Origin of the sequence: Paraburkholderia lebeckiae (genome assembly GCF_050436225.1) — a bacterium.
In the GTDB taxonomy this organism is placed as follows: domain Bacteria; phylum Pseudomonadota; class Gammaproteobacteria; order Burkholderiales; family Burkholderiaceae; genus Paraburkholderia; species Paraburkholderia tuberum.
Genome location: NZ_JBNDLU010000002.1, coordinates 2,727,388 through 2,740,788 on the forward strand (window position 1 = coordinate 2,727,388; position 13,401 = coordinate 2,740,788).

Here is a 13,401-nt window from a genome sequence, read left to right on the forward strand (position 1 = left end):
AGTGCCGCCTCCGGCGACTTGGCGGGCTTGTCGGGGGTCAGAAAAAGTGGCGCGCCGCTTGATTGTTCAAAGGCCGTGGGTCTACCGCAGTTCAGGCGCGTTAATTTTTCCGGTGAGTGGAAATAACTTTTCGTTCTGTCGCATTTTTCTTTCGCATAGCAAGCCTTACTGTGCCTCCTCGAGAACACTAAAACCCGGCTCATCCATCTCAGGGCCCTTCAGGAGACACAGCATGAACATCCGCAAATCCGTTATTTCTTGCCTCATTCTCAGCGCTATCGCCAGCGCTTTCGGCAATGGCGCCCAAGCCGCGGACCAGCCGCGCGTCGCTTTGCTCATGCCGACGCAGAGCGTTGAATACTGGGCGCTCTACGTCAAAGGCTTCGAAAAGGAAGCTGCGGCACAAGGCATCAAGCTCGATGTGAAGGTCACCAACTACGACCCGAATGAGCAGGCAACCCAGGTCGACCAGACGCTCGCGCAGAAGCCCGATGTCATCGTCCTTGTACCGGTGGATTCGAGCGCAATGGTCCCGTCGATTCGCAAGATTGACCAGGCGAAAATCCCGCTCGTCATCTCCAACTCGATGCCAGACCAAAAGTACTCGCGGTACTGGAAGGTTTTCACGGGCCCGAACGACATCAGCAACGGCGAGGTCGCGGCGAAGACGATGATTCAGGGCTTCAAGGAAAAGGGATACGGCGATAAGGGCAAGGTTATCGTCATCAACGGGCCGATGGGCACGCCGCCCCAAGTCCAGCGCTATCAGGGCTTCGTCGATGGCCTCAAGAAGAACGCACCCGGCATCGAAGTCGTTGGCTCGCAGCCGGCCGACTGGGATGCCGTGAAGGCGGAAGCCGCAGCTTCGGCACTCTTCACGCAGTTCAAAGACGTGAAAGGCGTCTACACCGAGAACGACTCTCAACTTCGCGGCGCTGTGACTGCCGCGCAGCGACTCGGACTCGACCCTTCGAAGCTCGTCATCGTCGGACATGGGTGCGACTCCGGCGCGGTTGAGGCTATCTTGGCTGGAAAGGCGTACGCCACCGTCGAGCAATCTCCTTTTGACGATGGTGCCTATGCCGCGAAAGCCGCGAAGGAACTGGCGTCCGGCAAGGCGCCGCAAGCCGTGCAGTACCTGCCGAACCCGGCGGCTACCAAGGCCACCATCAACGTCTGCTATTCCCAGAAGAAGTAGGTCGCGCGTCGGCTACCCAGTTACTGCGTAGCCGGCAGGATGTAACTGCGACCCTGCGGGGTCGCTTTCGCTTTGAAACGGAGACAAGAATGAGACGAGAGATTGGCGTGGCGGTGATTGGAACTGGTTTTATGGGAAAAGCACATGCCCTCGCGTACCGGGCGGTGCCGAATGCTTTCTCTAACTCGTTGAAGCCGCGACTGGTGGCGGTCGCCGATGTAAGCGAGGCAGGTGCGAGGCAAGCGGCAGAGCAATTTGGCTTCGAGCGTGCGACGTGCGACTGGCGTACGCTCCTTGACGACCGTAACGTTCAAGTCGTCTCAATCACGACGCCATGCAGTTTGCATCGGGAGATGGCATTGGCCGCAATCGCTGCTGGGAAGCATGTGCATTGCGAGAAGCCGATTGCGCCGTCCGCATCCGACGCTCACGAGATGATGAGGGCGGCCGAGTCCGCGAACGTCGTCACGCAAGTGGGTTACAACTACATCAAGAATCCCATTCTCAAACTGGCGCAAGAGATGATTGCGTCTGGCGAACTGGGCGAAATCACAAGCTTTCGCGGCATCCATGCGGAAGACTACATGGCCGACCCCGAGATTCCCTACAGCTGGCGAGTCGACCCTCAAAACGGGGCTGGCGCGCTGGCTGAAATCGGCAACCACATTGTCGGAATGTCGCGATTCCTTCTTGGTCCGATTACCCACGTGAACGCACAACTCGAGACCGTCAACAAGACGCGCCCGGCGTCAGTTGGTTCGCCCGAGCGCCGGGAGGTCAAGGTCGATGACATTGCAAGATTGATGATGACCTTCGACCGTGGGTGTTCAGGCTCAATCGAAGCGAACTGGACCGCAACCGGCCGCAAGATGCAGCTTGAGTTCGAGATTTATGGAACAAAGGGTGCGCTGTGCTTTTCCCAGGAGCGCTTCAATGAGCTTCGATATTTCAAGGCCGGCGGCGACCCTCGCACATCGGGATTCACCCGAATTGAAGCCGGCCCGGTTCATCCTCCCTACGAAAACTTCACGGTAGCTGGCGGGCACCAACTGGGTTTCAACGATTTGAAAACTATTGAGATGGCGGAGTTCATCGCGGCAATCGAACATGGGACGCCTACTTTCCCGGACTTCCGGGAAGCGTGGGAAATTCAACGGATTGTTGACGCCGCCATCCGGTCTTCGGCCGAGGCACAGCGAGTCTCTCCGTAAAAGACCAGCAGGCTCCAAGGTTAACGCGCGGTTTGGCAGGCGTCACGTCCTGACTTCCGCGCGTTTTTTTACGACTCCCGCCGGACGCCGATATTTCCGGTGACTGGAAATATCATTTCGCGGTCACGCATTTTTCTTTTCCTGGCGAACGAATAACCTGTGTCTCAACGATAACGAAGCCGCTGAAGCGAGTTTCTGCTGGAGACGACATGCATTCCTGCGCACGCAGCGATTCCTTGCGAACTCCTCTCCCTCCTCGACCAACAGCAGCATCACTGATGCGGAAGCGCCCCATGGTTCGTCGCGAGCCTTGGCAAGCATCCGCTTCAGCTTCGATGCAAGCCTTCGCTATTCGAAATGTATGTGTCACCCAGTGTGAGCAATCACGCGGATGAGCCAGGTGACGGTGACGGGGCATCAACCCGTGGCAGCGGACGACCGAAGAGTGTCCGCGTATGGAGGAAGACAATGCTGCAAGACGCTAAAACAGGCGGCGAGACACTCGCCGCTCAGAGTCTGCTCTGCGCTCGCAATCTGACCAAACACTATGGTGGCGTGAAGGCGCTTACCGGTGTCAGCCTCGAACTGGCACCTGGTGAGATTCACGCACTATGTGGCGAGAACGGTGCGGGCAAAAGCACGTTTATCAAAATTCTCGGTGGCCTCGTGCACCCGGACGACGGCGAAATTACCGTCGACGGACATCAACTGAAACTCGGGCATCGCACGGACCCCAGACTTATCTCCATCGTTCACCAGGAGCTTGCTATCGTCCCGACGCTGTCGGTGCTCGACAACATTCTTCTCGGTGGCGCGGACCAGAGCGAAATCTACCGTCGCAGCCAATACCGGGATTCTGTTCGCGAACATCTGGATTCGGTCGGACTGTCGCATATCAAGCTCGATGTGCCTGCCTCGCGGCTCAGCCTCGCCGAATGCCAGCTCGTCGAAATCGCTCGGGGCATGTCGCGTCAAGCGAAGGTCCTGCTCCTGGACGAACCTACCGCGACCTTGTCGGATGCAGAGATTGTCCGGGTCTTTGACGTCGCGCGCAGGCTGCGTGACCAGGGGACCGCGATGATTTTCGTCAGCCATCGACTCGACGAAGTGTTTGCGCTCACGGACCGGGTAACGGTCTTCCGCAATGGACAGCATGTGCTCACGCAGCGCACCGCGGATATGACGACCGCAGAGGTGGTCAAGGCAATGATTGGTCGCGAGCTGGTGCATAGCAAGGTCATGCCGGCGGAGAACCGCGGCAACATCACGCCGCGTCTCTCGATTTTCAACCTGACGGTCGCGGACAAGGTCAAGGAACTCTCACTGAACGTCGCGCCGGGGGAAATCCTCGCCGTGGTCGGCCAGTTGGGTTCGGGAGCGGAAGTTGTTGTTGAGGCCCTCGCTGGCCTTCGCGGTGATATTTCCAGTGCTGTGAAAATGGACGGTCAAACCGTCAAGCTCGACAGCATCCGGAACTCGCTGCGAGCTGGTATCGCTTACGTGGCGGAAGACCGCGCTGACAAAGGCGTTTTCCTGGATGCGCCGATTGCCATCAATATCACCGCGTCCGTCATGGCGAAGTTCACCCGAGCGGGAATCATGCGGCGAGCCGGTGAACAGGAAGAGGCACGACGCCTGGCCTCAATGTTCACCATCGACCCCAAGCGCCTTCCGCACGAGGTATCCACACTCAGCGGCGGCAACCAGCAGAAAGTCTCTCTCGCCAAGGCAGTGGCACTGGCGCCTCGTCTGTTGCTTCTGAACGAACCTACCCGGGGCGTTGATATTGGCGCCCGCAGCGAAATTTACGCGACGCTGCGCAAGATGGCGGATGAAGGGTTGGCGATTGTCTTCTACTCGACGGACCTCGAAGAAATCCTGGAGCTCGCGGATACGGTTCTGACAGTATTCAAAGGCCGGATGGTCCGTCATAAGCCGCGGTTCGAAATAAGCGGCGACACGCTTCTGCATGACATCGTGGCAGGCGACGGCGATGCATCTCATGCCCATGTCTCTTTCCGAAACCAGCCTGTGGAGGTGGGTAATGCATAAGACAGCTCTTGAGCCTACCGCGCAGGTATCAACAACTGCGCTACGACGTTGGGCCGCAGCATTGTTTGGCACGACGAGTATTCACGCTGCGTCGATTCGCATCGCAACCCTTGCTCTTATCGTGGTCGCTGCGGCTATCGTTCCGCACTTCACCGAATTCGGAAACGTGCAGTCACTAATGTACTCGGTGGCCGCGGTCGGCATTGGCGCTATCGGGATGGCGCTCGTGACCCTCAGCGGAAATCTGTTCATGCTTTCAATGGGTGCGACAGCGGCCGTCTCCACTGTGATGTTTGCCGCGCTCATTCATCTGGGCCTTGGCGCAACGCTGCTGCTCGTCGTGCTGAGCGGCCTTCTGATGGGGGCTGTCCAGGGTGGAATCATCGCATTGGGTAAAGCGAATCCCATCATCACCACGATTGCCACCTCTTCAATCATCGTTGGTGCTGGTGTTATCTACACCGGAGGGCTGACAGTCATCGGAAAGGGTGACGCTACGTGGCTCGGTCAAGGAAGGTTGTGTGGCTGGCTGCCGAATCAAATCCTGGTGCTGGCTATCTTTGCGGCCATCGCAAGCTTCATCCTGCAGAAATCTCGTATCGGGCGGGAAATTAGACTGATTGGTATGCGAGCTGAAGTTGCACGCATCGCTGGACTCCGGTTGATGGCAGCACCGCTCGTTTGCTACGGATTCGCAGGGGCCGCAGCCGCGCTTGCCGGGTCGTTGATTGCATCGTCGTCGGCTCAAGGCAACCTGACCTACGGCATCGACCTCGACTTCAACGCAATCGCTGCCGTGCTCGTCGGCGGAATCTCGATTCGTGGCGGACGCGGACAAATCTCCGACGCGGTCACGGGAGCAATTTTTCTCGCCGTTATCAGCAACATCCTGCTGGTCAGCGGTGTGAGTTACGAGTACCAGTTGGTAGCAAAGGGCATCGTGGTGCTGGCGGCCGTCGTGTTCGGAGCGTTGCTCGCCCGACTCGGCCCGGGACGGAAATAACAGGAGATTTGAAAATGGAAGAGTCTCAACGACTTCTCAATCTGGCCATTCGCCTCGTATTGCTCGTGGGAATGCCTGTTATCTTCGGCCTCTGCGTCGACCACTATTTTTCGCAAGCGAACCTCTACGCAATCTTCCAGGCGTTTGCCTTCCTCGGCATCATCGCGCTGGGTCTCTCGGTCACGATGATTGCGGGCGAGTTCGACCTGAGCGTCGCTGCAATCTCGACAGTTGCCGGCCTCATCACGGTGAAGTTCGGTGGCGATAGTGCGATGCTCGGCATACTGTACGCAATCATCTTCGGCGTGGTGGTCGGCGTCGCCAACGCTGCCCTGCTGCCGTGGCTCGGTGTCTCTTCGCTGGTGACGACCGTCGGCTCCATGATGTTCCTTACCGGTGTCGGTTACTGGATTGCAGGTGGTCGCGTGTTGAGTTACGCCAACCTTGATGTCAGCGACTTCCTCGACCAGAACGTCGCGGGAATCTTCTCGCCCCGTAGCCTCATCACAATCGTCTGTTTCATCGTCGTGTCGCTTTTCCTGCGCTACACCACCCTCGGCCGTGACATCTACGCGTCAGGCGGTCATCGGAAGGCAGCAATTCAGAGTGGCGCGCGTGTGGGTAAGGCGCTAACAGTCGGTTTCGTCATCTCCGGCGGACTGTCGGCACTTGGCGGAGGCCTTCTCTCGCTGAGCCTGGCGACTGCGTCAGCAACGATGGGAAGCAATATCCTGCTTCAGGCGGCTTCGGCCGCGATTGTCGGCGGTGTTGCGTTGGGCGGAGGTATCGGCTCGCCGCTCGGTGTAGCAATGGGCGTTCTGATTCTTACGGTGCTGAACAATGGGCTCGGCCTGTTGAATGCCACGTCTACCCAGATTCTTCTCGTCAACGGACTGTTGCTTCTGATTGTGGTTCTGCTCGATGGGCGCCTGGGCGCGGTATTGGCGGCGCCGCTCGAACGATTCGTTCGGCGAAAGGCGGCCACCGCGGTTTAGCGAAACGATGCTGTTGCAAGGCCGACGCGCTTTTCACGCGTCGGTCATTTTTTTGGGGAGCCAATCTAGAACAGACGTGCCGTCCTGTGCCCCGAGACTCCACGCGACGCTACCCGTAGCTGGAGGGGCCTGCTCGAAAATCGTAAGCCCAGCAGGCCTATGGACAAGGCGAGGTGTCCAGTGGTTACCTTCGACGGCACGCATCGCTAGTTCGACCGACATCCCCGGCTCGATGTTCGCCGGTCCAACCACGTGGATACCGACTGCCGGGCATGACACCTCCAGGTCAAAAGGACCATAGCTACGGCCATAGATTTCCAGGTCGATGCGGTGTTTGAGCGTCATTGCCTCCGGCGTCTGATTTGCGAGGATAGCCTTCAACGGCATGGCTTGGTCGGACGACGCCGCGAGAAAGTTGACTTCGGTCTCTGCGGAGGTTTCGAGGCTAATCAAACCGAGCAGCCAGGCCATGTCGCATTGGAGGAGCAGTACGTCGCTGATGTCGGCAGGCAACGCGAGGTTCAGCTCGAAGAAAGCATCAAGTCGCCGAATAACCGAGATTTCATCCAAAAGCGCGCGCAATGGCCGAAATGTTTCACGTCCATCGAATAGACCCGTCCCGAATTCAGATTCGAGGCCTTCGTGCGTGCATAGGATTTGAACTCGAGTCGGCGCCGTGAGAAGCTGGACAATCTGCTGCAGACGAGAGAAATGGGGTAGCCGGCGAACCGGCTTGCTCGCCCACTGCTGGGTATTGATGTTAAATGTGAAGTCGGTTAAAGCGCCCGAGTAGTCGGCGGTCAGGGTTGCCGTGAGCATTCCGCCGAACGCCGTACCTTGGAACTTCGCACCTTTATTGCCTCGGGAGCCGTTACCGGCGAACTCGATATACAGCGGCGAGCTTGACCTCTCCGCCACCACAACTGTCATCGTGACCGGGCGTAGGGTTGACGATAGCTGCCAGCGAGTGGCGGCTACCTCGTCCGTCCGAAATAGGGGGGAGCCTTCCATCCGAAGGTCCGCGCCGTCCAGCATCAAGTTGCCGCCATAGTTGAAAAATTCGCGTAGTGCCTGGACTTTGCGCTCGTTGTCCTCGGCGGTGACCACGAGCCGGGCTTCAACTGTCTCCTTTGCCGTGACCTCGTACATGGGGCCCGACTCGCCCATGCGCACACCGACCTTGAAGCGCGGGTCGATGCGCTCTTGGCGCGCCGACTCCCGACTGCAAAACACGTCCACCGCTCGCTTGATTGCGGTGGGGTTCGTCAATGCTGACACCTCGCTGCCAGGTGGTTTGCCTGCTCTTATGTTTGCGACCCACTCAGCGTCCGTCTTGATGCGGAGTAAGTCTGCCACCGAATACGCTTCGGCGTCGCGGTCGATGATGTCCGCGCAGGTGGCGCACGCCCACACACCATTTTCAATGGATTTGCGCTCGGCCGGCGTCTGATTCTTGTCGTAACGCGGACCGTTCTTCGCGGCGGCCTTGATGTGCGCCGCCTTGCCGACCGAAAACCTCTTGTCCGTTGTCCCGGTTTTTGACCCCAGAGTCGGCGCGTCGCAGACCGAGCAATGGAAGTTGACGCGTTCGGCGAGCATCTGCTTCACCGGCTGACTGAAGTCGTCTCTTGTGTTTGTTCCCATCTGGCTTCCGCGGCCCATGCACATGATTGTGGCGGCATTCTAGCGCTGCGCGCCTCCCTACACCTCATCAGGACAACCACACCGAGTATGAAAATAAATCTTCGCTCCCTGGAACACGAGTGTGCTGTCGGACGTACGTCGTAGTCAGCATCGTGGTGCCCGCCTGTATTGTGAGCACGGCGGCTTCCGAGCAGCGGAACAATCCCACAACCGTTCCGTGCGAACGGGCATGGGCCCTCTGGGGAAATCCGGTGCGAAGCGCGGCATTGCCGCGCTCTGCATGGCGGGGATGAAGCGACCGCAGTGGCACTGCAGATGGTTTAGCGCCTGGAAAACAACTTCGGCGACGGGTGTGTGCTTATATGGATTCAAAGGAATGGCAACCGTTCGTTTCGCGGATAGCTTAGCATTCATGCCATAGCTTGATTTTGACGTTGACTCCGCGCCAGAGCAATTTCAAATCCAGAAGGAAAACCTGCCGACATGCTGACCGACATCTTTGCCTATCGATATACGAAGTATCGGGTTTGGTCCCAATATACCGAGGCCGAGCGTCGCCTCCTCAATCAAACAATCGCCCTCGCGAAAGAGATATACACAGTATTCGGCGGCTCGGGTAAAAAGGTCGAGGCGAACGAAGCCAAGTGGCAAGAAGCTCACAATCGCCTCGCTCGAGAGTTAGGTGTGAACGAATTGGCGCAGCGCCACTATTCGTTTACGACAAAAGGACCGATGGGTCAGGATTGGCATCAGTCTGGCTATTGGACCTACGACTACGTGTGCGAGCAATTCGTAAACGCCATGCCGCAGGTTGGTCTTTCCAACGCTGACCCCTACATTAAGGAGCGGGTGAGCTTCATTGAACTGGTCATGCGCCTGCGCCACGATGAGGTAGCCAAAGCAAACGCGGACCTCCCACAAGCTCTGCTCGCAGCGAAGCTCCGCCCGACTGCGCGGCAAGGCCTTCGCGTGCCGGGGCTCGCGGAGGACGGAGTTCGGGCGCAAAATGCGTCGCTGAATCAGACCTTCCAAAGGCAGGTCGAAGAGCTCAACGAGCGGTTCCGTCGAGCGGGTGCTCCGTTGACGTTTCACAACGGATTCGTCCAAGTAGCTACCGACGAGGTCATCGAGCGCGAGATTGCTTCTCCCTTCTGGCGTCTCGTCGCGTCTCCTGTGTGGGAAAACGTGAGCATTGACATGGCTGAAGCACTTGACCGTCGCGATTCCAACGACAAGGACCCGGCATTTTTCGCCGGAAAAGCGCTCGAGAGCGCTATCAAAATAGTGTCGGATACCAAAGGCTGGACTCGTGGCAAGGAAAATGGCGCTAGTGCCTACATCGACAATCTTGTGAGGACCAACCTGAGCCCGTCAGTCAGGATTCAGTGCAAATCAGCAGTTATACACGCACACGCGGAAGAATCGTGTTCTACCAGGTTCCTCGACAGTCGCTGCGTGGGCATTGGAGCGGCTAACCCGGAGCACGGTACGGCGAGTCTTTGGCGGAGGAGAGGATTCACAGCTTTTGGGCTGCTTTCAATCAGGTACCCCACCACTACGAATCGACACGCACCCGTGCGTGGAGAAACCTGCCGCTCGCCGCAGTGAACGAAGGTTTGCGACGCACTTCTCCTTGCGGCCCGGCGACAACCGCTGGTCGAGGGAAACGGAATACGGCCGAACAGCGCTGATGCATGCGGGCGCGCATTCGTCGAGCGCCGGCGTGGCGCGTGGCTGCAAAGTGGCGAGTCATCCTTCAAAGGCTCGCGGACCATTACGCCGTTCCTCGCGCAGATGGCGGTCGCTCCGATTGGCTATGGTGACAAAGGCGCGGTGATTATGTGACCGCGCGGAGCAGATAGGGAGGCCCCGACAACTGGTGTTGGGGCTCTTAGAAAAGATTTGGTAGCCCGCGGCCCTCCGACGACGCCAGCGAACTGCTGATACGGTGGGACTCTCTATCCACTCACCGCCTACTTGATTCAGGCCGTTCGATGACTACTGGGCGAGGTATCCGCCGTCGATGACCAATTCGCTTCCCGTTATGAAGGAAGCCTCGTCGCTGGCAAGGAACACGCATCCGGCAGCCACTTCCTCCGGAGTTCCCATCCGACCCATCGGCGTGCTCTTGATGATTCCCGCATTCATGTCGTCGGACTGAGCGTCAACAAGCGGTGTACGAATAAGGCCGGGATGCACTGAGTTCACGCGAATATTCTCAGGCGCGTACGTTACGGCGGCATTCTTGGTCATGTTCCGGACACCGCCCTTAGCTGCGTTGTACGCTGCGGCCCCAGGCACACCCACGTTTCCCCAAATCGAAGAGAAGTTGATAATCGAGCCATGCTTGACGGCTCGCATTGACGGCAGGACGGCCTGCATACCAAGGAAGCTTCCCGTGAGATTCACGGCGAGAACGCGGTCCCAGCTTTCCCTGTCAGTTCCGTGTACCGGCTCGTAGCACTCCACAATGCCAGCGTTGTTGACAAGGACATCAATGCGTCCGTGTTTCGTAAGAATTCCATCAACGACGCGAATCCAGTCATCGTTCAACGAAACGTCGAGCTTCACATGCTCAACCCCGTCCGTCGCGGCTCCGGGTTTAATGTCTCCGGCGATTACTGTCGCTCCCTCTCGTGCAAATGCCTGTGCCACAGCCAGGCCAATTCCCTGCGCTGCTCCCGTGACGAGAGCTACTTTGCCTTTAAGTCTGTCCATATTCATCTCCGGTTCAGCGTCTACGGTTTCTTTTGTCCAGGGTGGAGGCGTCAAGCGCCTCGGTTACGGTTCTAGCGGCCCCTGCGGCGCATCTGGTCGAGGAACACGATGACGATAATGAGGATGCCAGTCACGATTCGTTGCCAGAACGGGTCGATGTTCAGAAGGTTCGCGCCCTGAGCAAGCGTAGTGAGAAGGGCTGCTCCGATAATCGGACCCTGGATGTTTCCGACTGCGCCAAAAAGACTTGCTCCACCGATGACGGCCGAAGCAATCGACTGCAGTTCCCAGCCCTCGCCGGTGGTTGCCATGCCAATGCTGAGGCGACTTGCAACGAGAATGCCGACGAGCGCCGCACATACGGCCGAGACTATGTAGGCCACGTAAATAACGAGGGGCACGTTCACACCAGACAGACGAACGGCCTCTTTGTTCGAACCGACGGCAAAGAGGTAGCGGCCCCACCGGGAACGATGCAGGAGGAAATATCCAGGGACCGCTACGACCAGAACCGTCCAGAAAAGCGTCGGAACACCCAGGAACGAACCGCGTGCGAATGACGTGAACGCCATGGGTAGTCCCGCTACGGGCTCGCCCCGGGTTATCAGGAGCGTGAACCCGCGCAACGACGTGAGAGTTGCCAGCGTGGTGATAAAAGGCGGGAGGCCGAGTTTGGTGGTGCAAAATCCATGGAACCCGCCAATCACGACTCCAATCAGCAAAGTCAGGACAATCGCGGCGCTGATGGGCATGCCACTCTTAATCAGCATCGAGACCACAACAGAAGAAAGACCCACGACAGCACCGACAGAGAGGTCGATGCCAGCGGTAATCATCACGAATGTCTGTCCGATGGCGATGATGGCCCAGAAGGAGACTTGCCGGAGGAGGTTCGTGATGTTTTCTTCCGTGAGGAAGTTCGGGGTCGCTAACGACAGTCCTATCCATAAGAGCACGAGGACGAGAAAGAGTGTGAGGTCCAGCAGCCAGGTCATCCGACCGAGCCGAGACATCGTCGCGGGAGATTGAATGGTCGACATTTTCATCCTCGAGTAAATCCAAAGATTTGGTTGTGAAGCCATCAAGCGCCGATTGCGGCGGCGAGAATCGCTTCGTGGGAAGTTGAGCCAGGATGAGCGCTGGCCGCCAGCTTTCCCTTGCGGAAAACGTGCAGCATGTCCGCGAGGTCGTAGACCTCGGGCAGATAGGACGAAATCAGGATGATTCCGGCCCCGTCCGCTAGCAGCTTTGCAAAGAGCTTGTAGATTTCGCTCTTGGCCCCGACGTCGACTCCGACGGTCGGCTCGTCCACGATGAAGAGGTCGGCACCCGGAATCAGCCACTTGCCAAGCACGAGCTTCTGTTGGTTGCCTCCGGAAAGCGACGACGCGTTGACTTCGATGCCAGGTGTGCGGATAGAAAGCGCCTTGACCTGGTCGCTGGCGTTCTTGCGTTCGTCACCTCGACGCAGCAGACCTCCGAGTGAAATCGACGGATAACTGGCCAGATTGAGATTCAATCGAACCGACAGATTGAGACATAGCCCTTGGTCCCGGCGGCTCTCGGGCAGCAGCGCGATGCCTGCCTTGACCGCATCTCGCTCAGACCTGATACGCAACGACTCTCCGCGCCACTTGACCGCGCCGGCTATTTGCTTTCGACGGCCGAAGACAGTCTCGACAAACTCGCTCCGACCGGAGCCAATCAGCCCATAGAGCCCGACGATTTCTCCGCGGCGCACTGTCAGGGATATGTCTTCGAATCCTTTCCCCGATAGCCCTTCGACCTTGATGAGTTCTTCGCCGGTAGGAACCTTCGCCTTGAAGTGGACGTCTGCCAACTCGCGCGCGACCATGTCTTTGACTAGCCGGGCCGAGAGTGGCGCCGCATCAACACCTTTCACCTGATGCGTCGAGATGAGGCTGCCGTCGCGCATCACGCTGGCGCGGTCCGCAAGCTCGAGAATCTCCTCCATGCGATGGCTGATATACACCACCGTCACGCCGCGCCCATTCAGTTCTCGAACAAGCTTGAACAACTGGTCGGTCTCGCTTCGCGTCAGGTAGGCAGTCGGCTCATCGAAGATGATGAGTCGCGTATCGCCCGCAGCAGCTCGAGCAGTCGCCACAAGCTGCTGCTGTCCTATCGTCAAATCACCGAGCCGTCGCGACGCGTCGATGTCGAAGCCGACGCGTTTGAGCAAGGCACGACCGTCGACGAGCATCTTGCGCCGGCGCATCATGCCGAGTTTTGTCTCTTCATGGCCGAGGTAGAGATTTGCGGCAACGCTTAGATGCGGGCAAAGAACTACCTCTTGATGAATCGCAGCGATGCCAAGCTTCAACGCATCCAACGGACCGTCGAACTCGACTGGTGTGCCTTCCCACACGAGCGACCCCGTGGTCTTCTGCACGGCGCCGGTGAGTATCTTGATGAGCGTCGACTTTCCAGCCCCGTTCTCACCTACGATTGCATGGATTTCGCCCTTGCGGAGCTCGAGGTCTATCGACTTCAGTGCGGTCGTACCTGGATAGACCTTGCTCAATCCGCGTAGCGTGAACAGAGGTTCGTTCATGGCGC

General features: G+C 58.2%; 10 protein-coding genes. 6 read left to right on the forward strand and 4 right to left on the reverse strand.

What is annotated here, in order from left to right:
* Positions 1-232: 232 nt before the first annotated feature.
* The 5 genes from OKW45_RS27165 to OKW45_RS27185 all read left to right on the forward strand — a co-directional run bounded on the left by OKW45_RS27165 (position 233) and on the right by OKW45_RS27185 (position 6,459).
* Complete coding sequence (locus OKW45_RS27165) at positions 233-1,198, forward strand: sugar ABC transporter substrate-binding protein (protein WP_429472150.1); 966 nt, start codon at positions 233-235, stop codon at positions 1,196-1,198.
* Positions 1,199-1,287: 89 nt separating this feature from the next.
* Positions 1,288-2,409, forward strand: a complete 1,122-nt coding sequence (locus OKW45_RS27170) for a Gfo/Idh/MocA family protein (RefSeq protein ID WP_429472152.1) — start codon at positions 1,288-1,290, stop codon at positions 2,407-2,409.
* A gap of 468 nt (positions 2,410-2,877) precedes the next feature.
* A complete protein-coding gene (locus tag OKW45_RS27175; RefSeq protein WP_429472155.1) occupies positions 2,878-4,461 on the forward strand; it encodes a sugar ABC transporter ATP-binding protein in 1,584 nt (527 codons plus the stop codon).
* Positions 4,454-5,464 (forward strand): ABC transporter permease, encoded by a 1,011-nt coding sequence (locus tag OKW45_RS27180; protein ID WP_429472156.1) that lies wholly within the window; start codon positions 4,454-4,456, stop codon positions 5,462-5,464. The genes OKW45_RS27175 and OKW45_RS27180 overlap by 8 nt, the downstream gene beginning before the upstream one ends.
* Positions 5,465-5,478: 14 nt before the next feature.
* Positions 5,479-6,459 (forward strand): ABC transporter permease, encoded by a 981-nt coding sequence (locus OKW45_RS27185; RefSeq protein WP_429472158.1) that lies wholly within the window; start codon positions 5,479-5,481, stop codon positions 6,457-6,459.
* Positions 6,460-6,492: 33 nt separating this feature from the next.
* On the opposite strand, the gene OKW45_RS27190 is transcribed toward OKW45_RS27185, so the two are convergent.
* Positions 6,493-8,103 (reverse strand): hypothetical protein, encoded by a 1,611-nt coding sequence (locus OKW45_RS27190; RefSeq protein WP_429472160.1) that lies wholly within the window; start codon positions 8,101-8,103, stop codon positions 6,493-6,495.
* Positions 8,104-8,586: 483 nt separating this feature from the next.
* On the opposite strand from OKW45_RS27190, the gene OKW45_RS27195 reads away from it, so the two are divergent.
* Entirely contained in the window at positions 8,587-9,711 is a 1,125-nt protein-coding gene (locus tag OKW45_RS27195; RefSeq protein WP_429472162.1) for an AbiJ-NTD4 domain-containing protein, read from the forward strand.
* A gap of 390 nt (positions 9,712-10,101) precedes the next feature.
* On the opposite strand, the gene OKW45_RS27200 is transcribed toward OKW45_RS27195, so the two are convergent.
* The 3 genes from OKW45_RS27200 to OKW45_RS27210 all read right to left on the reverse strand — a co-directional run bounded on the left by OKW45_RS27200 (position 10,102) and on the right by OKW45_RS27210 (position 13,396).
* Complete coding sequence (locus tag OKW45_RS27200; protein WP_018418991.1) at positions 10,102-10,821, reverse strand: SDR family NAD(P)-dependent oxidoreductase; 720 nt, start codon at positions 10,819-10,821, stop codon at positions 10,102-10,104.
* Positions 10,822-10,892: 71 nt separating this feature from the next.
* Positions 10,893-11,861: an ABC transporter permease gene (locus OKW45_RS27205; protein WP_018418990.1), complete on the reverse strand. Its 969-nt coding sequence runs from the start codon at positions 11,859-11,861 to the stop codon at positions 10,893-10,895.
* Positions 11,862-11,902: 41 nt separating this feature from the next.
* Positions 11,903-13,396: a sugar ABC transporter ATP-binding protein gene (locus tag OKW45_RS27210; protein ID WP_429472164.1), complete on the reverse strand. Its 1,494-nt coding sequence runs from the start codon at positions 13,394-13,396 to the stop codon at positions 11,903-11,905.
* Between the last annotated feature and the right edge of the window lie 5 nt (positions 13,397-13,401).